Consider the following 23,010-nt stretch of genomic DNA (forward strand, 5'->3'; position numbering starts at 1 on the left):
TCCTTGTGTGGGCTCGGGTTACGGCATGCACTGTGTCTGCGCACGCGGCCCGTGTCCATGGCGAATTTGTCGCCGCAAGGGGTTTGCAACATCGTCCGAATGGACGTTTGGGCGCTCGGCTTCGGGTTTTCACCGGGTAATTGCCTTAGTCTTGTCAGACGATGGTCGGAAGCGCAAGCTTTCCCACAATGGATGCACCAATTTGAAAAGGGTTACTTATGGGTTTGCAAGGAAAGGCGGCGCTGGTCGGAGCGGCGCAATACAAGCCTGAGAAATACGCGACGGCCCCGCAGATGTTCCATCTGGAGCAGATTTCGGACCTCACGCTCAAGGCGCTGGATGACGCGGGCATGGAACTGTCCGAGGTCGATGGACTGATCACCACGGGCGCGTACTTTCACGAGGCGAGCAGCTTTGTGCCCGCAATGGTCGGTGAATACCTCGGCGTGCAGCTGAATTTCGCCGAGGTCATCGACCTGGGTGGTGCCAGCTCCGTCGGCATGGTCTGGCGCGCGGCGGCTGCCATCGAGATGGGCATGTGCGACACCGTGGTCTGCGTGATCCCGGCGCGCATGGCGCCGTACTCGGAGCATGACGACCACGTGGCCGAGGTAATGAAGTCCAGTCGTTTCGGCGGCCACAGCACCCGCTACGGCGCTCCCGAGGCGGAACTCGATCTGCCCTACGGTCACATGGCGCAGAACACCGGCTACGCGATGATCGCGCAGCGCTACGCCTCGATCTACGGCTACGACCCGGCGGCGCTGGCGCGCATCTGTGTGGACCAGCGCTTCAACGCCTGCCACAACCCGGACGCGATGTTCTATGGCAAGCCCATCACCGTGGATGACGTGCTCAACTCCCGCATGGTGGCCGAGCCGTTGCGTGTGCTCGAAATCGTGCTGCCCGCAGCCGGTGGCGGCGCGATGATTGTCACTCGTGCCGACCGCGCCAAGAGCACCAAGCACCGCCCGGTCAGCATCGTTGGCGCGGGCGAGCATGTGCACAGCAAGTCGCCCACCTACGCGGCGGACATGCTCAAGACACCCATCGGCCCCGCATCGCAGCGCGCCTTCCAGATGGCGGGCGTGAAACCGTCCGACGTGCACATGGCGCAGATCTATGACTGCTACACCATCACCGTGATGCTGACGCTTGAGGACGCGGGCTTCTGTGAAAAGGGCAAGGGCCTCGAATTCCTGCGCGAGCACGACTTCACCTTCAAGGGCAATTTCCCGATGAACACTCACGGCGGTCAACTGAGCTTCGGCCAGTCCGGCAGCGCGGGCGGCATGACGCAGGTGATCGAGGCCATCCATCAGATCCAGGGCCGCGCCGGTGCGCGCCAGCTGGGCCGCAATGATCTGGCCTACGTTTCGGGCACGGGTGGTGTGATGAGCGAGCAGGGCGCACTGATCCTGCGGGGAGCATAAAACATGGCATGGAACAAACCTCTTCCGCTGCCCACGGCGATTTCGGCACCGTACTGGGACGGCCTCAAGGCGCATGACCTGCGCATCCAGCAATGCGACAAGGGCCACTGGCTGTTCTTCCCGCGCACCCATTGCCCGAGCTGCGGCTCGCGCAACCTCGCATGGAAGAGCGTGTCCGGCCACGGCAAGCTCTACACCTTCACCATCGCGCGCATCCCCACGATGCCCGAATTCACCGATGAGATGCCCCAGGCCCTCGCCGTGGTCGAGCTGGAGGAGGGCGTGCACATCAACACGACCATCGTCGGCGCGGAACCCGAACAGCTGAAGATCGGCATGTCCCTGCGCGCGGTTTTTGACGACCGTCCGGGCTCGATCACGCTGCTGCGCTTCACTCCGCAGAACAGCACCCACCCGTCGGTCATTCCGGCGGAAGGCGCGGCTGCGGCCAACGACGCGGCGGCGGCTCCTGCCGCTGCAGTCATCGAAGTGCCCAAGCGCAAGATCTCGGCCAAGGATCTGGACGCGATGAAGTCACTGGTATCGACCGAATACAGCCCATGGTCCAACGAGTTCGTCGTCTCCCAAGAGGTGATCAACGACTTCGCCAAGCTCTCGGGCGACGACTACTGGATCCACACCGATCCTGAAATGGCCAAGGCCAAGAGCCCGTTCGGCACCACGATTGCTCACGGCGCACTGGTGCAGGTGCTGGCCAGCCAGTTGCGTATCCCGCTCGACTTCGAGGTGACCGATTTCACCAATATCGTGAACTACGGCTCGGATCGTCTGCGCTTTCCGGCGCCGGTACCAAGCGGCTGCAAGATCCGCGCACGTTCGCGGGTGAAGGCTGTGGAGCAGGTCAGGAGCGGTACTCAGGTGACCATGGAGATCAACATCCATGTGGTGGGGCAGGATGATCGGCCTTCGGTGATCAATGATCTCGTGATGTTGTATATGTGATTTTTTAGTTGTTCAGTGGATCCTGGTCGCGGTGGGCGGCTGGGGTTTATGGGGGAGTGAAAGCTCCTTTTCAAAGCGCTGCTGGTCGGCGCTTTTTTTCTTCTTGCTTTTTTGTTCGTTTTGTTTGATTTGGCTTGGCTTGATGAGTTTGGGGTGCTGTTGGGTGGTTGCTTACAGGGGCCGGGAGTTCCGCCCGGCGGCGGAGTCACCTTTTGCTTGCGCTCAAAAGGTAACCCAAAATGCGCTTTCAATACCCGCGGCAGAACTCGCTTTGCGCTTCGCGCGCCGCTCGGACAACCGCCGCGAGCTAGAAGTTCACTCGGAGGTGTGTTCGGCACATCGCTTCGCTCGTGCCGCACATCTCGCGACTTCGCGAGATGTGGGTGCGTCAGCATCGTGCGATTTGCGGACTGCACCGAGATCATCCTCGCTCAAAAGAGCAGTGGGCATATGCACCCAACCCCATTTTGCAAATACCCCGGCACGAGCGAAGCGATGTGCCGAGCATACCTCTTTCACAACTGATTTCCGGCGGTTGTCCGAGCAGAGTGACGAAGGAACGCCGCGAGTTCCGCCGGAGGTATTGAAGGCGCGTTTTTGATTACTTTTTGCGCGCCGAGCAAAAAGTGATTGCCCCGCCGGGGGCAGTCCCGGCCTCCGTAAGTAACCACTTCACGAGAGCAAAAACAAAAAAGGGGTTCAGCAGCCGCACGAAACAGCCACCGAACCCCAAGGAAGGATTCAATAATAATAAAAAAAGTTTGAGAAGATCAGGCCGCGATCTTCACCTTCTCGGCTCGTTGCCGAGAGAGAGTAATAGCCGTATCCTCGATCATGTCCTCCTGACCGCCGACCATCCCCCGTCGCCCCAACTCGAGCAACAGTTCCCGCGCCGGCACGCCATATTTAGCCTCGGCCCGCTTGGCAAACAGCAGGAAACTGCCGTACACCCCCGCGTAACCCAGCGTCAACGCATCACGATCGATGCGGATCGGGAAGTCCATGAGCGGAACCACCAGGTCTTCCGCCACGTCCTGGATCTTCCAGACGTCCACACCGGTTTCGATGCCCATGCGCTGGCATACGGCCACCAGCACCTCCATGGGAGTGTTGCCCGCACCGGCGCCGAGGCCTGCGGCGGCTGCGTCGATGCGGTTGGCGCCCGCTTCAATGGCGGCGAGAGAGTTGGCGATGCCCATGGCCAGGTTGTGGTGGCCGTGGAAACCGAGTTCGGTCTCAGGCTTGAGCGCGGCGCGCACGGCGCTGATGCGTTCCTTCACGTCGTCGGGCAGCATGTAGCCGGCGGAGTCGGTGATGTAGATGCAGTTGGCGCCGAAGCCCTCCATCAGCTTGGCTTGCGTGACCAGGCCTTCGGCGCTGTTCATGTGGGCCATCATCAGAAAGCCTACGGTGTCCATCTCCATCTTGCGGGCAAGCGAGATGTGCTGTTCGGAGACATCGGCCTCGGTGCAGTGGGTCGCCACGCGGATGGTGCTGACGCCGAGGCCGTGGGCCATGTGCAGGTGGTCGACGGTGCCGATGCCGGGCAGCAGCAGGGCCGAGACCTTGGCGTTCTTCATCAGCGGGATCACGGTGCTGAGGTATTGCTCGTCGGTGTGCGCGGGAAAGCCGTAGTTGACCGATGAGCCGCCGAGGCCGTCGCCGTGGGTGACTTCGATGAGCGGCACGCCCGCGTCGTCCAGGCCGCAGGCGACGGACTTCATCTGCTCCAGCGTCATCTGGTGGCGCTTGGGGTGCATGCCGTCACGCAGCGTCATGTCGTGGACGGTGATCTTCTTGCCTTTGAGATTCATGTTGGTTTTCTCCCGGTTCAGGCTGCGGTGGCGGCAACGGTGTCGGTGGTGGGCACGAAGCGGCTTGCGAGGATTTCTTCTGCGAACATCTCGGCCGTGCGCGCGGCGGCGGCGGTCATGATGTCCAGGTTGCCGGCGTACTTGGGCAGGTAGTCGCCCAGGCCCTCGACCTCCATGTAGATCGAGACGCGGTTGCCATCAATCACCGGGCCGTTCACCAGCTTGTAGCCGGGCACGTATTTCTGCACTTCCTTGATCATCGCGTGGACCGAGGCCTCGATCTCGGCGGGCTTGGGCGTGTCCACGGTCAGGCAGTGAATGGTGTCGTGCATGATCAGCGGCGGCTCGGCCGGGTTGATCACGATGATGGCCTTGCCTTGCTGCGCGCCGCCGATCTTCTCGACCGCGCCTGCGGTGGTGCGGGTGAATTCGTCGATGTTCTTGCGGGTGCCGGGGCCGACCGAGCGGCTGGATACCGTGGCGACGATCTCGCCGTACTTCACGGCTTGTACGCGCGAGACGGCGGCGACCATGGGGATCGTCGCCTGACCGCCGCAGGTCACCATGTTCACGTTCATCGCGCCTTCGGCCACCTTGTCGGCGAGGTTCACACAGGGCACGCAGTAGGGGCCGATGGCAGCCGGTGTGAGGTCGATCATCAGCACGCCGAGCTCGTTGAGCTTGCGGCTGTTTTCGGCGTGGACATAGGCGCTGGTGGCGTCGAAGGCGATCTGGATGCCGTCAGCCTTCACGTGCGGCAGCAGGCCGTCAACGCCGTCGGCGGTGGTCTTGATGCCCATTTCGCGGGCGCGCTTCAAACCGTCGGATTCAGGGTCGATGCCGACCATCCAGACCGGTTCGAGCAGCGTCGAGCGCTGCAGCTTCATGAGCAGATCGGTGCCGATGTTGCCGGGGCCGATCAGGGCGCATTTGATTTTCTTTTGCGTCATGGTGGGGTTCTTTTATCTTTATCGTCTCAGTTGCTCGATCACTTCGAGAATTGAATGGAGCAGTCACCAAGGCCGGTGATGCTCATGGTGAAGCGGTCGCCCGCAGCCGCGGGCACCAGCGGTGCGAGCGAGCCCGAGAGAATCACTTCGCCCGCCTTGAACGGAATGCCGAACGCGCCCAGCGTGTTGGCCAGCCATGCGACGGCTTCGGCAGGATGGCCCTGCACGGCGCTGCCAAGGCCGCTGCCTGCGGCCTCGCCGTTCTTGAATACCTGCATGGAAACGGCGGCCAGATCAAGCGAGCGTGGGTCGGTGTGCTGTTCGCCGATCACGAACACGCCGCAGCTCGCGTTGTCGGCCACGGTGTCCTGGATCTTGATCTTCCAGTCGTTGATGCGCGAATCGACGATCTCGAAGCAGGGCGCAACCCAGGCGGTGGCGGCCAGCACGTCCTCGCGGGTGATGCCCGGGCCCTTGAGATCCTTGGCGAGCATGAAGGCGATTTCGCCCTCGGCGCGCGGCTGGATCAGACGTTCTTCGGAGAGCGAGACCGTCGCGCCGTCGTCGAACTGCATGCTGTCGGTGAGAAAGCCGAAGTCCGGCTGGTGCACGCCAAGCATGTCCTGTACGGGCTTGGACGTCACGCCGATCTTCTTGCCGATCACGCGCTCGCCCGACTGCTCGCGCAGGCGCAGCATGTGCAGGGAGATGTAGTAGGCCTCATCCACGCTGATGTCGGGATGGCTGACGGTCAGCGGCGCGAGCGTGCGCGCTTCGCGCAGCGCGTCGTACAGGCGCTGGCCTTGTTGTTCGATGAAGTCTGTCTGGTTCATGGAGGCGTTTCTGTGGCGTGATCTGCGGGTGAGGGCGCGGCTCATCCGTGCTGCAGGAAGTCCACGCAGGCGCGGTTGAACATGTCCTGATGCTCCACCTGCACCCAGTGGCCGCACTGGTTGACCAGCGAGACGCGGCAGTTGGGCAGGCCATCGACCAGCTTGGTCGCGCCGCCCACGGGGTTGAACGCGTCGTTCACACCCCAGAAACCGAGCACGGGCACGTTGATCTTGTTGAGATCGGCTGTCATGTTCGGCACCTTGAGCACGGAGCGCGCGGCAGCGGTCTGCGTGTCGGCGATGGGCGAGCGCTCGTTGATGATTTCGTCGGTCAGCAAGGTCTTGTCGAACAGTTGCATTTCCATCACCGAGCGCATGGCCTCGGCGCCGGTCTTGCCGGATTTATAGATGCTGAACATGTTGGCGATGCCGGGCATGGCGAGGTAGGTGTCGAGGTCTTCAACGCCGCCGGGCGCCATGAGGATCAGGCGCTTGACGTCTTCGGGGTGCTTGAGCGCATAGCCCAGTGCCACCGCACCGCCGAGCGAGTTGCCCAGCAGCGTGATGCCCTTGAGTCCGAGCTGGTCAACGAGACCCTTGATACCCGCGATGAAGAAGTCGAGGTCGTATTGCTTGGGTTCTTCTGTCTTGCTCGACAGGCCGTAGCCGAGCAGGTCGGGCACGATGCTGCGAAAGCCCGCGCGCGAGAACTGGGGGTAGTTGCCCTTGAAGTTGCTGTAGCCGCTCGCACCGCCACCCGCGCCGTGCAGGAAGATCACTGCCTCGCCGCTGCCCATCTCGTGGTAGTGCACGCGCTGTGGATGACCCGCGACTTCGCCGATGTCGACGTATTTGCCTTCGGGGATGGAGAATTTCTGGCTGGAGCTCATGTTGCTTGTCTCTTGTGCTTGCGTTGGAATGACCGGCATGTTCGCCTTGGCGGCTGTGCATGCCATCGGCTGGACGGACTAGGAGGTTTGGCGGCTTACGCGGCCTTGGCCTGCCACAGTTTGGGTAGGCCGGGGTCGGTGGCCGAGATGGCTTTCTTGAGCAGATTGCGCAGCGTCGCGGCCTCCATCTCGCCGAGGCTGTCGATGATGTCGGCCTCTACGGCCTTGGCCGCCGCGAGCACGTGCAAGATGGATTCGTTGCCCTGCTGGGTGAGCTGCAGCGCCTTGGGCTGCTGCGGACTTTCTTCGAGCAGGCCCTTGGCGATCAGCGACTGCAGCGCGATGTTGCCGATGTCGATGCCGGTGTAGGCCACATGCGAGGCGATCTGCTCGGGCGTCTGCGGCTGCTGCACGGTGAGCAGGGACATCACGTAGAAATCCGCATCGGTCATGCCTTGCTCGGACATGGGCTTGCGGATGCCGTTGAGCACCTGAAAGTGCGCGCGGCCGAGCAGGTAGCCGATCAGGTTTTCGGAATAGGCGCTGTTGGTGTCGGCGGCGGGCTCGCTCGCGATCTCTCCCGATTTGCGCGAGGCGAGGGCGTAGCCGCCGGTCACGTAGAGCAGGGGTGGGCGCGGGTTGGCGTCGTAGTGGGTGACCTCGCCGACAAAGATGATGTGGTCGCCGCCGTCATATTGGAATGCGGTCTTGCACTGAAAGCGCGCGCTGCAGTCCTGCAGCAGCGGGGCGTGGTCGTCCTGCGAATCGAGCGGCAGGCCCGAGAACTTGTCCTCGCCAGCGCGGGCAAAGCGGTTGGAGAGTGCCTCCTGCTCGTTCGAGAGGATGTGCACGTTGAAGGTTTCAGCTCCCTGAAAGACCGGCAGGCTGCGCGCGTTCTTGGCCAGGCTCCACAGCACCATCGGCGGCTCGAGCGAGACGGAGTTGAAGCTGTTGGCGGTGATGCCGATGGGCTCGCCGTTGTCGGCGCGGGTGGTCACGATGGTCACGCCGGTGCCGAACATGCCGAGCGCGCGGCGGAAATCCTTGGGGTCGAAAGTGGCTGCAGTGCTTTGCATGGGTTGTCTCCTGAGCCTGAAGAGTGCTCGGATCGCCACGCTCGGGAATCCCACACACGGACTAGCAGCTGCGTCAAGCGCTCCGTGTTTCTCTCTAGTCGCCGTTAGTCAATTCGGACGATGAATACCCGTTGGCGTGGTGAGAGCATTCGTCTCCATTGGCGGTAAACCACGAAGCGCCATCAACCCCAAGCCGCATCAACGGCGGAGACGGAGACCCAAGCAAATGAACGCAGTGACGGAACAATTCGCACCGGAGAGCTATCTCACCCCCGAAGCGCTGGAGATGATCGAGAAGGCCAAGGCCCTCGCGCCCAAGCTGGCTGAGCGCTCCTTCAAGGCGGATACCGAAGGCCGCATCAGCGACGAAACCATCGAGGAAATGACGCGCGAAGGTTTCTTCCGCGTGCTGCAGCCCAAGCGCTGGGGCGGCTACGAGATGGATCCACGTGTGTTCTACACCATTCAGATGGAACTGGCCAAGGGCTGCATGTCCACTGCCTGGGTGTTCGGCGTGGTCGGCGTGCACCCGTGGCAGCTGGCGTTGTTTCCGGCGCAGGCGCAACAGGACGTGTGGGGTCAGGATTCCAGCACGCGGATCGCATCGACCTACATGCCCACCGGCAAGGCCGAACCCGTTGAAGGCGGCTACCGCTTCAGCGGTCGTTGGAGTTTTTCCAGCGGCTCCAAGCACTGCGACTGGATTTTCCTGGGCGGCTTGTTGCCCAAGGCGGACGGCACCGGGATCGAGCATGTGACCTTTTTGCTGCCCAAAGCCGACTACCGCATCGAAGACAACTGGGACGTGCTGGGCCTGCGCGCGACCGGTTCGCATGACATCGTGGTCGAAAACGCTTTTGTTCCAGCGCACCGCACCCAGCGCACCAATGACCATTCCGACGTGGGCTGTCCTGGCCGCGCTGAAAACGGCAACTGGCTGTTCCGCATTCCTTTCACCCATGTGTTCCAGCGCGCGGTGTCCACCTCGTGCCTTGGCGCGCTCGATGGCGCGATCAGCGAGTTCAAGCGCCGCGCCACGTCGCATGTGGGCAAGCACGGCAACCGCACGGCTGAAGATCCCAACTCGCAGACCGCCGTGACCGAGGCGACGATTGCTCTGGACCAGCTCAAGTTGGTGCTGTTCCGCAACTACGCGCGCATCGTCAACGCCGCCAAGACGGGCGTGCAGCTCGATCTGGAAGAGCGTCTGCTGCAGCGCGCCCAAGCGTCTTACGTGCCCAAGCTCACCGGATTTCATGCAAGCGAACTGCTGCGCGCGACGGCCGCCAGCGGCACTTTCCGCACCAATCCCATCGAGCGCGTGTTCCGCGATATCCATCAAGGGCGTGCGCATATCGCGAACAACACGGATGCGTATGTGCGTGCCTACGGTTCGCAAGTGCTTGGTATCGCCAATCAAGAGCCGTTCGTCTGATAGTTTGTGAAGCGCCGCGCGGCTTCGAGAGAGGCTGGGCGGTGCGATTTCAGCGGTTGGATGACAACGACGGCGATGACGATAGAAGACAGATCAGGAGACGCAAGCGTGGCAGTTCAGGAATATGACGTGGTGGTGGTTGGTTCGGGCGCGGGTGCCTTGCTCGGAGCGATTCGCGCCAAGGAGCAGGGCCTCAAGACACTGGTGGTGGAGAAGGCCGAGGTGTTCGGTGGTACGTCTGCGCTGTCCGGCGGCGGCATCTGGATTCCGGTGAACTACGACCAGAAACGCGCAGGCGTCAAGGATGATCTGGCCACGGCCTACGGCTACATGCTGCGCTGCGTGCGCGGCATGGCCAGCAATGACCGCGTGCTGGCTTATGTGGAGACGGCCAACAAGATGGCCGAGTATCTCAAGCAGATCGGCGTGCCTTACCGCTGCGTGCCCAAGTATGCGGACTACTACCCGCACATCGAGGGATCGAAACCGGGCGGCCGCACCATGGACCCGGTCGATTTCAATGCCGCCAAGCTAGGGGTGGAGGCGCTCGAGACTATGCGCCCCGGTCCTCCGGGCAACCAGCTGTTCGGCCGCATGAGCATCAACGCATTCGAGGCGCACTCCATGCTCTCGCGCGAATTCAAATCGCGCTTCACCATCATCGGCATGATGCTGAAGTATTTCCTCGACTACCCATGGCGCAACAAGACCCGCCGTGACCGTCGCCTCACGGGCGGTCAGGCGCTGATCGCGGGTCTGCTCACGGCGGCCAACAAGGCGGGCGTCGAGATGTGGCGCAACGCGCCGCTCAAGGAACTGGTGCAGGACGCATCTGCTCGCGTCACCGGCGTGATCGTCGAGAAGGACGGCCAGCGCATGCAGATCAACGCCGCGCGCGGCGTGCTGCTGGGTGCAGGTGGCTTCGAGCGCAATCAGCAGATGCGCGAGCAGTATCTGGTGCAGCCGAGCAAGGCGGAATGGACCGCGACGCCCGTGGGTGGCAACGAGGGCGATGCCCACCGCGCAGGTCAGGCTATCGGCGCCCAACTGGATCTGATGGACTGGTCCTGGGGTTGCCCGACCATGGAGGTTCCCAAGGAACCGGCGTTTCGCGGCATCTTCGTCGAGCGCTCGCTGCCCGGCTGCATGGTGGTCAACAACAAGGGCCAGCGCTTCCTCAACGAGTCGGGACCTTATCCGGAATTCCAGCAGGCCATGCTGGCCGACGCGGCCAAGGGCAATGGCGCGGCCCCGGCGTGGATCGTGTTCGACGCGAGCTTCCGCGCGCAGAACCCCATCGGCCCGCTGATGCCCGGATCGGCCGTGCCCGACAGCAAGCTGCGCAAGAGCTGGCTCAACAAGGTCTACTGGAAGGGCGAAACGCTCGACGATCTGGCGCGCGAGATCGGCGTCGATGCTGCAGGCCTGAAGGACAGCGCGCGCCGCATGACCGAGTACGCCAAGACCGGCAAGGATCTGGATTTCGACCGTGGCGGCAATGTGTTTGACCGCTACTACGGCGACCCGCGCCTCAAGAATCCCAATCTGGGCGCGGTCGAGAAGGGGCCGTTCTACGCGATGCAGCTGTGGCCCGGCGAGATCGGTACCAAGGGCGGATTGGTGACCGACCGCGAGGCGCGCGTGCTCGACGAGCAGGGCGCGGTGATTCCCGGCCTGTACTGCGTGGGCAACAACTCGGCATCGGTGATGGGACCGGCGTATCCCGGCGCGGGCGCCACACTGGGCCCGGCGATGACCTTCGCCTTCCGTGCGGTGGCCGACATTCTTGGCAAACCGCTGCCGCTGGAAAACACGCAGCTGCTTGAGCAGCGCGGCTGAGGAGTGGCACCGATGGCAGGCAAACCCAGCAAGCAGCGCGTCAGCACCGTGACCCCCATCGAGCAGGTGCTCGACGTGGGTTCCGAGGCCGAGATTCAATGGAGCGACACTGCCGACGTGCTGGTGGTCGGCTGGGGTGCTGCGGGCGCGAGTGCGGCCATCGAGGCACGCGAGCAAGGTGCGGATGTGCTCGTGGTTGATCGCTTTGGCGGAGGCGGCGCGAGCGTGCTCTCCGGCGGCGTGGTCTATGCGGGCGGCGGTACCAAACAGCAGAAAGCCGCAGGCTTTGACGACACGCCCGAGGCCATGGCCGATTATCTGAAGCACGAGGTCAACGGCGTGGTGAGCGACGCGACGCTCAGGCGCTTCTGCGACGAGAGCGTCGCCAATCTGGAGTGGCTGGAAAAGCAGGGCGCGCGCTTCGAATCGACCATGCCCAAGTACAAGACCTCGTATCCGCCCGATGGCGTGTACCTCTATTACTCGGGCAACGAGGTCGTGCCCGCCTACGGCAACCCGCGCCTTGCGAAGAAGCCCGCGCCGCGCGGCCATCGCACGGTGGCCAAGGGCCAGTCGGGCACCACGCTGTTCAACGCGCTGCAGAAATCCACGCTCGCCCACGGCGCGCGGGCGCTCACTCAGGCCCGCGTGCGCCGCTTGGTGCGCGAGCGCGCCACCGGCCGCATTCTGGGCGTCGAAGTGTGGGTGCTGCCCGAGGGCGACTCGCGCACGGTGCGGCACCAGGCGCTCGACGCGCTGGTCGCCAAATGGAGGCTGTATCAGGCCCCGCGTGCACAGGCCGGTCGCCGCGAGGCAGCGCAGATTGAAGGCCAGATCGGAGAGCGCCGCTACCTGCGCGCGCGCAAGGGTGTGGTGCTGAGCACGGGCGGCTATATCTACAACCCGGAGCTGCTTGAACAACATGCACCGGCCTACAAGCCGGGCTGGCTCACGGGCGCGGCGGGTTGCGATGGATCGGGCCTGCGCCTTGGCCAGTCGGTCAATGCGGGCACGCAGGACCTGAACAACATCTCGGCTTGGCGTTTCATCACGCCGCCCGCCGTCTGGCCCAAGGGTCTGGTGGTCAACACGCGCGGCGAACGTTTCTGCAACGAGCAGGTCTACGGTGCCAAGCTCGGCTACGAGATGATGGAAAAGCAGGGCGGCAAGGCCTGGTTGATCATCGACAGCGCGCTGCGTCGTCAGGCGACCTGGCAGTGCCTGTTTGGCGGGCTGTGGGCGTTTCAGTCGATGCCCGCGCTGGCACTGATGTACAAGGTGGCGGTCAAGGGCCGCAACGTGGCCGATCTGGCAGCGAAGATCGGCGCGGATGCCGCTGTTCTGCAGCGCCAGTTTGATGACGCCAATGCCGCCGCGCGCGGAGAACGCGTCGACGCGATGGGCAAGGCCATGGACATGCGCCACGAGTTCAAGGGCGGCGCACTGTTCGCCATCGACATCTCGATCACACAGAAGATGTTCCCGCTCGCGGTGCTGAGTCTGGGCGGCCTCAAGGTCAACGAAGACAGCGGACATGTGCTTGACGTGCATGGGCGTGACATTCCTGGCCTCTACGCCGCTGGCCGCACTGCCATCGGCGTGGCCTCGTCGCGCTATGTGAGTGGGTTGTCGCTGGCGGACTGCGTGTTCTCCGGTCGCCGCGCGGGCCGCGCTGCTGCTGCGGATGCCGCTGTGGCAAATACCGAGAACAGTGGTGCGCGCGGCAAGTTCTCGATGGGCCTGACCGAATTGGATATTGCGCTGGTTTGAAGTGACGGGCATGACGCGACAGACCATGCCCATCCAGCGCTGAGTGACGAGTGAGTGAATGAGTAAGTGAGCGAGTCAGGGAAAGAGATATGACGACCAGTGAAACCACGTCGGCGACCAGCCGGTACCACCCGCTGCGGGTGAAAGAGGTGATCGAGGAAACGCACGACACCAAGTCCATCGTGTTCGAGGTGCCGTCCCATCTTTCGGAGCAGTTCAGTTACCGTCCCGGGCAGTTCCTCACGCTGCGTCTGCCGATCGACGGCCGCCATGTGCCGCGCTGCTATTCCATGTCGAGCTCGCCCGCGCTGGACGCCGCGCTGCGCGTGACAGTTAAACGCGTTCATCAGGGGCGCGGCTCGAACTGGGTCTGCGACAAGGTGCGCGTGGGCGACACCATTGAGCTGATGCCGCCCTCGGGCCTGTTCTCGCCGCGCAATCTGGCGCAGGATTTTCTGCTGATGGCAGGCGGCAGCGGCATCACGCCGGTGTTCTCCATTCTGCGCACGGTGCTGCAAAAGCACGAGGGCCGCGTCGTGCTGTTCTACGCGAACCGCGACGAGCGCTCGGTGATCTTCAAGAAGGATCTGCAGCGCCTTGCGAGCGAGTACCCCGAGCGTCTGCAGATCGTGCACTGGCTCGACACGCTGCAGGGCGCGCCATCGCAGCAGCAGCTCTCCGCGTGGGCCAAGCCGTTTGTGGCGACCAGCGCGCAGGCCTTCATCTGTGGTCCCGGTCCGTTCATGGATGCTGCGCAGACCGCGCTCGTTGCGGCCGGCATGGCCGAGGACAGCGTGCATGTGGAGCGCTTTGTCTCGTTGCCCGACGAGGAGGCGCTGTACGAAATGCAGCAGAAGGACGTGGCCGAGGCCACCCCCGCCGCTGTTGATGAGGCCAAGGTGCAGATGCGCCTTGATGGCGAGGAATACGAATTCACCTGCGGCGGCAATGAAACGCTGCTCGAAGCCGCGCTACGCAACGGCGTCAACGCGCCATTCTCCTGCCAGGCGGGCATGTGCGCATCCTGTATGTGCAAGTTGCAGGACGGCACGGTGCACATGCGCCACAACGAAGTGCTGGACGCCAAGGATCTGTCAAAGAACTGGGTCCTGTCTTGCCAATCCGTTCCCACCAGCAGTGCGCTGCGCATCCAATTTCCGGAGTGATTCCATCCATGTCTGAAGCGTTGACCCAGAAGCAAACCCTGCCGCAGATGCTGGCCGAAATGGCCGCTCGATACGGCGAACATTCCGCCATCGTCGAGCACGGCATGCCCATCAGCTACCGCGCGCTGCACCAATTGGCGCGCGAAGCCGCGCGGGCGTTCATGGCGCTGGGCGTGAAGAAGGGCGACCGCGTTGCGATCTGGCTGCCCAACATGAGCGAGTGGATCATCGCCGCCTGCGGCGTGCATGCCGCCGGTGGCGTTCTGGTGCCGCTCAACACCCGCATGAAAGGCGAGGAAGCCGCCGACATTCTGGACCGCAGCGGCACGCGCGTGCTGTTCAGCGTGGGCGATTTTCTCGGCCGCTACTACCCCGATCTGCTGCAAGGCCTGCGCCCGAAAACGCTTGAATCCATCATCGTCGCGGGCGACAAGGTGCAGACCAGCGCCGACCTGAGCTGGGCGGCATTCATGCAACTGGCATCCAAGGTCAGCGCCGAAGTGCAGTTGGCACGCGAGGCGCAGATCCAGCCCGATGACACGGCCGACCTGATGTTCACCTCCGGCACGACCGGCCGCCCCAAGGGCGTGATGGCCGCGCATTTCCCAACGATCCTGGCCTTCAAAGCCTGGGCCAACGTGGTCAACCTGCGCCATGGCGACCGCTATCTGGTGGTCAACCCGTTCTTCCACACTTTCGGCTACAAGGCCGGCTGGATCGCGGCCTTCATGGCCGGTGCCACGGTCTATCCTGAGCAGGTGTTCGATGCCGACTCCATCCTGCGTCGCATCCAGGACGATCGCATCAGCTTTCTACCCGGCCCGCCGACGCTGTTCCTCACCATGCTGTCGCATCCCAAGCTCAGTGATTTCAACCTGAGCACACTGCAATCCGCAGTGACCGGCGCTGCGACGGTGCCGCCCATCCTCATTACCCGCATGCGCGAGGAACTCGGCATTGCCAACGTGACGACGGCCTATGGCCTCACCGAATGCGGCGGCTGCGCGACCATCTGCGAACCCAGCGACGACGCCGCCACCGTGGCCAACACCTGCGGCCACGCGCTGCCCGGCACCGAGCTGCGCTGTGTGGACGAGAACAACCAGCCCGTCCCCGCAGGCCAGCCCGGCGAGGTGCTGCTGCGTGGCTACCACGTGATGAAGGGCTACTTCGAAGACGACAAGGCCACGGCTGAAACGATTGACGCCGATGGGTGGCTGCACACCGGCGATGTGGGCGTGCTCGACGAGCGCGGCTATCTGCGCATCACCGATCGTTTGAAAGACATGTTCATCGTCGGCGGCTTCAACTGCTACCCAGCGGAGATCGAACGCATGCTCGCAGACCATCCGGATGTCGCCCAGGTAGCGGTGATCGGCATTGCGGACGAGCGTATGGGGGAGGTGGGGTGTGCCTGCGTTGTTGCCCGGCACGGGGTGACTGTGGATGCGGATTCTTTTATTGGGTGGTGCCGGGCGAAGATGGCTAACTACAAAGTGCCTCGGTATGTGGTGCAGTTGGAGACTTTGCCTGTGAATGCTTCCAACAAGGTGCAGAAGAGGGAGTTGGTGGGGGTGGTGAAGGAGTTGTTGGCGAACTCCTCTGCGACTGTTGTGAATCACACCGTGTTTAATGGAGGCTCAACCTGTTAATTTCCACGCAAAACTGACCCAGGTTTTTCATTCAAATCTGACCCGCCTTTGTGCTGGGTTCAGAGAGTTAGTTTTGCCTGTGCCTCCTCGTTATTCATGGCAATGCCTGCCGAGCTGTTCCTGAAGCGGAAGCTGTCATTGCCTGTTTCCAGAATATGACAGTGATGGGTGAGTCGATCAAGCAGTGCTGTTGTCAGTTTGGCATCTCCAAACACGCTGGCCCATTCGCTAAAGCTCAGGTTCGTGGTGATGATCACACTGGTTTTCTCGTACAGCGCTGAGAGCAAATGAAACAGCAGTGCCCCGCCGGAGCTGCTAAACGGCAGGTAACCCAGCTCATCAAGAATCACCAGGTCGGCATAAATCAACCTACTGGCCATCTGCCCGCTCTTACCGGCAGCCTTCTCCTGCTCCAGCGTGTTGACCAAATCCACCGTGGAGTAAAAGCGTACCCGTTTGTGATGGTGCTCTATAGCTTGTACACCGAGGGCGGTAGCCAGATGGGTTTTACCAGTGCCAGGGCCACCGATCAGCACCACGTTGTTGGCTTCCTGCAGGAATTCACAGCGATGCAACTGCCTGACTAACGCCTCATTGGCGTCGCTGTGGCTAAAGTCAAAGCCCGCCAGATCTCTATAAGCCGGGAACTTGGCCACCTTGAGCTGGTAGGCCACCGAGCGGACCTCTCGCTCTGCACTCTCGGCCTTGAATAGTTGGCTCAAGATCGGCTGAGCCGCTTCAAAGGCGGGAGCACCTTGCGCTGCCAATTCCAGCGTTGCCTGGGCCATTCCGTGCATCTTCAAACTCTTGAGCATGATGACCATGGAGGCGATCGCCGGATTGTGGCTGGTGTCATGACGCATGACGCACCTCCTGCTTTTTACCCGGCATTTTGCGCAACTGGTCATAGCGCAACACATTGGAGGCAGGCTCCACTTGCAAATGCAGCGCCTGAGGTGATGTCACCGGCTCAGGATCGATCTGTCTATCAATCAGGCGGTGCAAAATGTTCAGGATATGGGTCTTGCTGGGTGCTCCAGCCTCCAGCGCGAGCTCTACAGCCGTTAGCACCACCTGCTCATCGTGGTGCAGTACCAGAGCCAACACCTCGACTATCTCCCGGTCACCGCCGGGCTGGCGAGCCAGCGCCGCTTGCAGTTGCTTGAAGGCTGGTGGCAATTGGGTAAAGGGAGCCCCATTGCGCAAGGCACCCGGTTTGCGCTGTACCACCGCCAGGTAGTGGTGCCAGTCATAGATGGTTTGTCCTGCATCGTGGCTGCGGTTGATGACTCTCTTGTGCTCACAAACTGCCTGACCTTCGGCAACCACAACTAGCCGGTCCGCGTAGACATGCAAGCTGACGGGCCTATTGGCATAGGAGGCAGGGACACTGTAGCGGTTGCGTTCAAAGTTCACCAGGCAAGTGGGCGAGACACGCTTGCCGCATCCGATGTAGCTGTCAAAGGGCCTGGGCACGGGCATGAAAGCAGGCACTTCTTGCTGCCACGCGTCAAAGACGGTACCGGACAGCTGTCCGTGCGCTATCTCTTGCCACAGTTGCCTGCACCGATCAGCCAACCAGGAGTTGAGGGCATCGAGGCTGGCAAAGGCCAGCGCTGTATGCCAGATGCGGTGGCGGGCGTCACGCACATTCTTCTCCACTTGCCCCTTCTCCCAGCCAGAGGCCGGATTGCAGAATTCGGCTTCAAACAAATAGTGGCTGACCATGGTGCTAAAGCGCGCGTTGACCACCCGGCGCTTGCCTCGGCCAACACGGTCGACGGCAGTGCGCATGTTGTCGTAGATGCCTCGTCTGGGTACTCCGCCAAAGGCGACGAAGGCCCGGTTATGCGCGTCAAACAGCATCTCATGGGTTTGCAGCGGGTAGGCTTGCAGGTAGAAGGCGCGGCTATAGCTGAGCTTGAAGTGCGCCACTTGCAGCTTGGTGCGAACACCAGCGATAACGGCCCAGTCTTCGCTCCAGTCAAACTGGAAGGCTTCTCCCGCTCCAAAGACCAGAGGCACAAAGGTGCCGAGCCCAGTGGTTTGCAAAGCCGTTTGTTGCGCCGCACACCAGGATCTGGCAAAAGCGGCTACCCGGCCATAGGAGCCAGTAAAGCCCAGACTCACCAAATCCAGCTGGATTTGCTTGATGCTACGCCGTTGCTTGCGACCTTTGCGGGACTCCACCACTAACCACGAAGTGAGCTTGCCCGCAAAAGGATCGAGCTTGCTGGCATTGGAGCGCTGGGCATACCGCGGCTCCACCGTATCGGAGCGCAAGTATTTGCGGATGGTGTTGCGCGAGAGGTGCGTGCGCCGCGCGATCTCCCGGATGGACAGCTTCTCGCGAAGCGCCCAACGCCTGATGACACTGAGAGTTGCCACGTCAATCACTCCTTGTCTCCTGCTGCCTATGGTTGCTGCAGGATAGGGTTCTTACGTGGGTCAGATTTAGATGGAAAAGGTACCCTTTAGTGGGTCACTTCTGGGTGGAAATCAACAGCAGTGTGGCTTCGGACACGGTGGGCAGTTCACGGCAATTTGCCAATGAGGCGAGGGTCGTATTTGAATGGGCCATGGTCTATGGCCTGAATCCGCCCAATATCAGGATGCAGCGGGTTGATAAGCACGTTCGACTCTTGCTGAATGATGACGGAGGGGACGTACATCAGCAGAGATTGACGGGAATTGAGCCACGCCGTACCTGCAGCGGCAGCATTTGCGCTATCGGGCATCGTGTCCCAGCCCGCAGGCAACACCACATTGATGCCTTGGCGGATGCAGTCAGCGGGAACTTTGTATTCCACCAGTTTGCGGAGCACCGGCAAGCCGCTGTCGTCGTAGTGGGCGAGCGTTTCAAGACAGCACAGAGCGATGCTCCCGGCTGCATAGATGACGGGTGTTCCAACGGTATGCCATCGACCGCCTACGAACAAGCCTCCACCCCCGCTCATGTCGGTGCATTGGTAGCGGCTGGAGTGCTTGGCAATGCGCCAAAATGACCGGTACTCGCCTTTGTCACTGGCAGCGCTCACGCGAAAGCTCCCACAGCAATACGCTTGAGCAGTGTTTCGATCATCTCCAGGCCTGTAGCGGTGTCGAGATACTCAGAAGGCTTTTTCATGCCGAGAGATGGCTGAGGGCGCTCAATCCATTCGCCTAGCCATTTTGCTGCATCGAAACCCTTGGCCATGTCGGCATCGCCGTAGTCGAAGACGATTTGCTCGGTCAGACCGATGAGTCGCATCATGCCCAACACTCGCTCACCTTGATCTTGGGCGAGTGGCTTGCCCTCCTTGATCTTGCGTGCGATGGTGGACTCAGGAAACCCGAGCATGTGCCTGGTGCTGAGTTCTGTGATGTGCATGAAATCAGCCAGCTCGGAGACAGAGTGGGCAGGCAAGCCGCGTTTGACGACATGCACGCGCTCTATCGGTCCAAGGTTCCAAAGCAGGAGCGGGATTGAGCTGTGCTGAAGGATGGATTCGACGGCCTCGCGTGGCGAGACATTCATTGAATTGATTTCGGCAGAATTCCTCGCTTTGTCAGTGATATCTATTTGCTCGCTCTTGGATGTCATGCATACATGGAGCTTCCAAACGCCTTGAACATCTCCAGCTGTACTGGCGAAGTCCGTGAGACTGTCACGCACCACCCCGAATACAGCATCCCAAGGCTGCTTTTTCATGGACTCAGTGCGAAGATGTTTCTGTGGCTTTTGGGGAGCGGCGGCAGAAGTGGCCATGGCAGCATCCTTTCAATTGGTGGTTAATTGACTCCCAAATGAGAGTTTACAATGATTCCGAAGAATATAGCCACACTAAGAAACAAGGCCAAGTCCATGTGCGCAGCTGCGGTTGACCTTTAAAAATCGACTTGGTGACGTCTTCTTCGCCATCCCGCCGGCTCATGATGGTTCAGACAAGCTCAACTCTGAAGACACTTCTGCACCTCCGAGTCTCGGTGAATAATCCCAGCAAACAGAAGCAAGCATTCCCCATGGCCACCATCGATTCCACCGTCAAGTCCGCGCGCCGCATTTTTGAAGTCCTTGAATATTTCGAGAAGGTCCGCCGTCCCATCTCGTTGAAGGAGCTCTCGGATCACTGCGTGTATCCGACGTCCAGTGCAGCCGCGCTGCTCAAGAGCATGGTGGCGCTGGGCTACCTTTTCTACGACAAGTATTCCCGCACCTACATGCCGACGATGCGCATCGCGCAGATGGGGCAGTGGCTGAATTCGGGCCTGTTCGGCGAGAGCGCCATTCTGGCGATGGTCGAGAGCATCCATGAGGAGCTCAACGAGTTGGTCAGCATCAGCACGCAGTCGGATCTGCATGCCCAGTACGTGCATTGCCTGCAGGCGCAGCAGCCGCTCCGGTTCGACGTGCAGCCCGGCGAGCTGCGGCCGCTGGCTATCAGCGGGATCGGAAGGGCGATCCTCAGCGAACACACCGACGAAGAGATTGCCCGGCTGCTTCGCCACATCAACACCACCTGTCCGCTCGCCGAGCACATCGAGCTTGATGAGCTGATGCCCATCGTCAACGGCATCCGCCGTGATGGCTACATGTTCTCCAAGCACATCATCACCAAGGATGCGGGCGTCATCGCCATGCCGCTCGCCAAGCGCAGCTTCGGTCGTATTCTGGTGCTGGGCGTGGGTGGGCCGGTGAGCCGCCTCGAAGATCGCTTCGATGAAATCATCGGCTGCATGCGGCGTTCGGTGGATCGTTTTCTCTCCGACTGATCGCTTCGGGCCGTCCCGACCGGACACGATGCCCTTTCTCTTTCTCTTTCTGTTTCTGTTTCTGTTTCTGTTTCTGCCTCTCTCCCCCAGCAGATTCTGAATGACGGCTTTGCCGCGAAGCGTGGTTGCTTTCGCGTGCAGTGCCACGTCCAAAATCCCCATATTTTCCATGTATATGTAATTTAAAACATATACAAGAAAATATTGGACTTTTGAAGCGAGCGTTTGTACCATTGGCCGCGGGAATTGAAGGAAGCGGGAAGCCTTGGGCGCCCGTGTTCCCGGATGGCCCGAGCCGGGGAATGGCAGTGGTTCGATGGCATGGCGCGAGCCGTGCGGCGCGACCGTCAGGCCCAGAGGCAACGGGTGTGGTCAGTCAATACAACTATGGAGACAGACAGCATGAAACTTCGTTCATGGATGGTCGCGGCGACCCTGACACTGCTTGGCGGATCGGCCGCCTACGCGCAGCAGGCGGTGAAATTCGGCCTGGCGTTGCCGCTGACCGGCGGCACTGCCGGCTACGGCAAGGACGGTCGCATGGGGGCGGAACTGGCGGCTGCCGAGATCAACGCGGCAGGGGGAATTCTGGGCAAGCGCCCCATCGAGCTGGTGTTCGAGGACGAAAAAGGCACACCGCAGGATGGCGTGGCAGCGGTGCAGAAACTGATGACCCAAGGTGGTGCCAAGGCCATCATCGCGGGCATGAACAGCTCGGTGACGCTCGCCGAATCGGCCATCACCAAGAACAAGATCCTGCACGTCAATCCGGGCGCTCAGGCCGACGCGATCACCGCCCAGGGCTCGCCCTGGCTCTTTCAGATCAACAACACCTCGACCACCAATTCGACCATCTACCACAAGTATCTGATCGAGGTGAAGAAGCCCAAGACCATCGCGTACATGGGCGAGAACACCGAGTTCAACAAGGCCGTGCTCGGCAACCTCAAGCAGGCGCTGGAAGGCAGTCCGACCAAGCTGGTCGAGGTCGCGAACTACGATGGTTCGACCACGGACTTCACCTCCATCATCACGCGCCTGAAGGCCGCGAATCCGGAGATGATCTACGTGGTGGACGCGTATCCCGCGCGCACCGCCCAGATCTGGAAGCAGATCCGCCAGCAGGGTGGATTCCCGATGGAGGCGCACTCCACCGGCACCGTGCAGACCTCGGCGATCCGCCCCGCGGAGGGCGCGATGCAGGGCGTGCTCACGGGTGACATCTTCATCGCGGACGGTGCCACAGGTGCCATGGCCGACTTCATCACGCGCTTCAAGGCCAAGTACAACGAGAACCCGAACAAGGTGAGCCTCGTGGCCTACGAGGCGGTGAAGGTGGTCGCCGCCGCGATGGACAAGGCGGGCACCGACAGCGACTACGCGAAGATCTCCAAGGTCATCCGCGACAACACGTGGACCACGCCGCGCGGCGCCCTGAGTTTCGACGACAAGGGCCGCGCCAAGGCGCCCAGATTCTACATCCACGTCGTCAAGGGCAACGATGTCGCGTTGCTCGACACCTTCGACGTGAAGTGATTGCGGAGCCTGCCTGTCATGGAATTGTTCATTCAGACGATCATCAACGGTTTGATTCTCGGCGCGGGATACGCTCTCGTCGCCGTGGGATTGACGGTGATCTTCGGCACGCTGCACATCGTGAACTTCGCGCACGGCGCGTTCTTCACGCTGGGTGCATACGGTGTGCTGCTGCTGCAGAGAATGGGGCTCGGCTATCTGGCGGCGATCCCGCTCTCGGTGGTTGCGGTTGCATTGGTGGCCTACGGGCTGGAACTGACCATCGTGCGCCGGGCGCTCTACGACCGTGGCGAGCATGGCTCGATCATCATCACGTTCGCGCTCTCGCAGGCCATTGTGGCGGCCATCGTGCTGCTCGTCGGTCCCGATCCGCTGCCGGTGAAGTCGCCGTTCGGGCAGATGGCGCTGTCGGTGGGCGGCTTCTTCCTGTCCGCTCAGCGCGTCTTCATCGCCGTCACAGCAGTGGTGGTGCTGGCGGGATTCGCGCTGTGGATTCAGCGCTCCGTCAAGGGCCAGCAGATCGTGGCGGTGTCGCAGAACGCCAAGGGTGCGCTGTACTCGGGCATCAACGTGCCGAGGATTCGCAGCATGTCCTTCCTGCTCGGCGTGTCGGCCGCCGGTCTTGCCGGAGCGCTGCTCGCGCCGCTGATCTCGGCCTTTCCGACGATGGGCGACTCCAACGTCATCGTGGCCTTCACGGTGGTGATTCTGGGCGGGCTCGGGAGCATCGCCGGAGCGATGGTGGGCGCGCTGGTCGTCGGCCTGTCCAACGCCTTGTTTGAAACCTATGTCTCCGTCTCATGGACGCCGGCACTCGGCTGGATCCTCGTGGTCCTGGTGCTGCTGTTCATGCCCCGTGGCCTCATGGGCCGCACGGAAATCAACCGGCACTAGCACTTCC

At 61.8% G+C, this 23,010-nt stretch carries 19 protein-coding genes; 10 read left to right on the plus strand and 9 right to left on the minus strand.

Annotated elements, in window-relative coordinates:
- The first annotated feature begins 218 nt into the window (after positions 1-218).
- Together G7047_RS09680 and G7047_RS09685 are read left to right on the plus strand one after the other, a co-directional pair.
- A complete protein-coding gene (locus G7047_RS09680) occupies positions 219-1,433 on the plus strand; it encodes a thiolase family protein (protein WP_166304139.1) in 1,215 nt (404 codons plus the stop codon).
- Between the two features lie 3 nt (positions 1,434-1,436).
- Entirely contained in the window at positions 1,437-2,396 is a 960-nt protein-coding gene (locus G7047_RS09685; RefSeq protein ID WP_166304143.1) for an OB-fold domain-containing protein, read from the plus strand.
- 770 nt (positions 2,397-3,166) lie between these two features.
- On the opposite strand, the gene dmpG is transcribed toward G7047_RS09685, so the two are convergent.
- From dmpG to G7047_RS09710, 5 genes are all read right to left on the minus strand, one after another.
- Complete coding sequence (dmpG, locus tag G7047_RS09690; protein ID WP_166304147.1) at positions 3,167-4,210, minus strand: 4-hydroxy-2-oxovalerate aldolase; 1,044 nt, start codon at positions 4,208-4,210, stop codon at positions 3,167-3,169.
- Positions 4,211-4,227: 17 nt separating this feature from the next.
- On the minus strand, positions 4,228-5,160 hold the full coding sequence (gene tesF, locus G7047_RS09695) for an acetaldehyde dehydrogenase TesF (RefSeq protein ID WP_166304150.1): 933 nt from the start codon (positions 5,158-5,160) through the stop codon (positions 4,228-4,230).
- 38 nt (positions 5,161-5,198) lie between these two features.
- Complete coding sequence (locus tag G7047_RS09700; RefSeq protein ID WP_166304153.1) at positions 5,199-5,993, minus strand: fumarylacetoacetate hydrolase family protein; 795 nt, start codon at positions 5,991-5,993, stop codon at positions 5,199-5,201.
- A 41-nt stretch (positions 5,994-6,034) separates the two neighbouring features.
- A complete protein-coding gene (locus G7047_RS09705) occupies positions 6,035-6,883 on the minus strand; it encodes an alpha/beta fold hydrolase (protein ID WP_166304156.1) in 849 nt (282 codons plus the stop codon).
- 95 nt (positions 6,884-6,978) lie between these two features.
- Positions 6,979-7,959 (minus strand): flavin reductase, encoded by a 981-nt coding sequence (locus tag G7047_RS09710; protein WP_166304159.1) that lies wholly within the window; start codon positions 7,957-7,959, stop codon positions 6,979-6,981.
- 226 nt (positions 7,960-8,185) lie between these two features.
- Here G7047_RS09710 and G7047_RS09715 point away from each other — a divergent pair, with 226 nt between their 5' ends.
- The 5 genes from G7047_RS09715 to G7047_RS09735 all read left to right on the plus strand — a co-directional run bounded on the left by G7047_RS09715 (position 8,186) and on the right by G7047_RS09735 (position 15,821).
- On the plus strand, positions 8,186-9,394 hold the full coding sequence (locus tag G7047_RS09715; RefSeq protein ID WP_166304163.1) for an acyl-CoA dehydrogenase family protein: 1,209 nt from the start codon (positions 8,186-8,188) through the stop codon (positions 9,392-9,394).
- A 108-nt stretch (positions 9,395-9,502) separates the two neighbouring features.
- The gene (locus G7047_RS09720) at positions 9,503-11,233 is read left to right on the plus strand and encodes an FAD-binding protein (protein WP_166304167.1); all 1,731 of its coding nucleotides are present in this window, start codon (positions 9,503-9,505) and stop codon (positions 11,231-11,233) included.
- 12 nt (positions 11,234-11,245) lie between these two features.
- Positions 11,246-13,003 carry an FAD-binding protein gene (locus G7047_RS09725; RefSeq protein WP_166304170.1) on the plus strand — a complete coding sequence of 586 codons (1,758 nt, stop codon included), beginning with the start codon at positions 11,246-11,248 and terminating at the stop codon, positions 13,001-13,003.
- A gap of 89 nt (positions 13,004-13,092) precedes the next feature.
- Positions 13,093-14,169, plus strand: a complete 1,077-nt coding sequence (locus G7047_RS09730; RefSeq protein ID WP_166304173.1) for a ferredoxin--NADP reductase — start codon at positions 13,093-13,095, stop codon at positions 14,167-14,169.
- Positions 14,170-14,177: 8 nt separating this feature from the next.
- Positions 14,178-15,821 (plus strand): FadD3 family acyl-CoA ligase, encoded by a 1,644-nt coding sequence (locus G7047_RS09735; RefSeq protein WP_166304176.1) that lies wholly within the window; start codon positions 14,178-14,180, stop codon positions 15,819-15,821.
- A gap of 59 nt (positions 15,822-15,880) precedes the next feature.
- On the opposite strand, the gene istB is transcribed toward G7047_RS09735, so the two are convergent.
- The 4 genes from istB to G7047_RS09755 all read right to left on the minus strand — a co-directional run bounded on the left by istB (position 15,881) and on the right by G7047_RS09755 (position 19,569).
- Positions 15,881-16,684, minus strand: a complete 804-nt coding sequence (istB, locus tag G7047_RS09740; RefSeq protein ID WP_166303563.1) for an IS21-like element helper ATPase IstB — start codon at positions 16,682-16,684, stop codon at positions 15,881-15,883.
- Entirely contained in the window at positions 16,674-18,218 is a 1,545-nt protein-coding gene (gene istA, locus G7047_RS09745; protein ID WP_166303560.1) for an IS21 family transposase, read from the minus strand. Before istA ends, istB begins: the two co-directional genes overlap by 11 nt.
- Before the next feature lie 137 nt (positions 18,219-18,355).
- Positions 18,356-18,859: an RES family NAD+ phosphorylase gene (locus G7047_RS09750; protein WP_166304179.1), complete on the minus strand. Its 504-nt coding sequence runs from the start codon at positions 18,857-18,859 to the stop codon at positions 18,356-18,358.
- Complete coding sequence (locus G7047_RS09755) at positions 18,856-19,569, minus strand: antitoxin Xre-like helix-turn-helix domain-containing protein (protein ID WP_166304182.1); 714 nt, start codon at positions 19,567-19,569, stop codon at positions 18,856-18,858. Before G7047_RS09755 ends, G7047_RS09750 begins: the two co-directional genes overlap by 4 nt.
- A gap of 254 nt (positions 19,570-19,823) precedes the next feature.
- Here G7047_RS09755 and G7047_RS09760 point away from each other — a divergent pair, with 254 nt between their 5' ends.
- From G7047_RS09760 to G7047_RS09770, 3 genes are all read left to right on the plus strand, one after another.
- On the plus strand, positions 19,824-20,573 hold the full coding sequence (locus G7047_RS09760) for an IclR family transcriptional regulator (protein ID WP_166304185.1): 750 nt from the start codon (positions 19,824-19,826) through the stop codon (positions 20,571-20,573).
- Positions 20,574-20,975: 402 nt separating this feature from the next.
- Positions 20,976-22,109: an ABC transporter substrate-binding protein gene (locus G7047_RS09765; protein ID WP_166304189.1), complete on the plus strand. Its 1,134-nt coding sequence runs from the start codon at positions 20,976-20,978 to the stop codon at positions 22,107-22,109.
- 18 nt (positions 22,110-22,127) lie between these two features.
- Positions 22,128-23,003 carry a branched-chain amino acid ABC transporter permease gene (locus G7047_RS09770; RefSeq protein ID WP_166304192.1) on the plus strand — a complete coding sequence of 292 codons (876 nt, stop codon included), beginning with the start codon at positions 22,128-22,130 and terminating at the stop codon, positions 23,001-23,003.
- Positions 23,004-23,010: the final 7 nt, after the last annotated feature.

Origin of the sequence: Diaphorobacter sp. HDW4A, from assembly GCF_011305995.1 — a bacterium.
Lineage (GTDB): Bacteria > Pseudomonadota > Gammaproteobacteria > Burkholderiales > Burkholderiaceae_C > Diaphorobacter_A.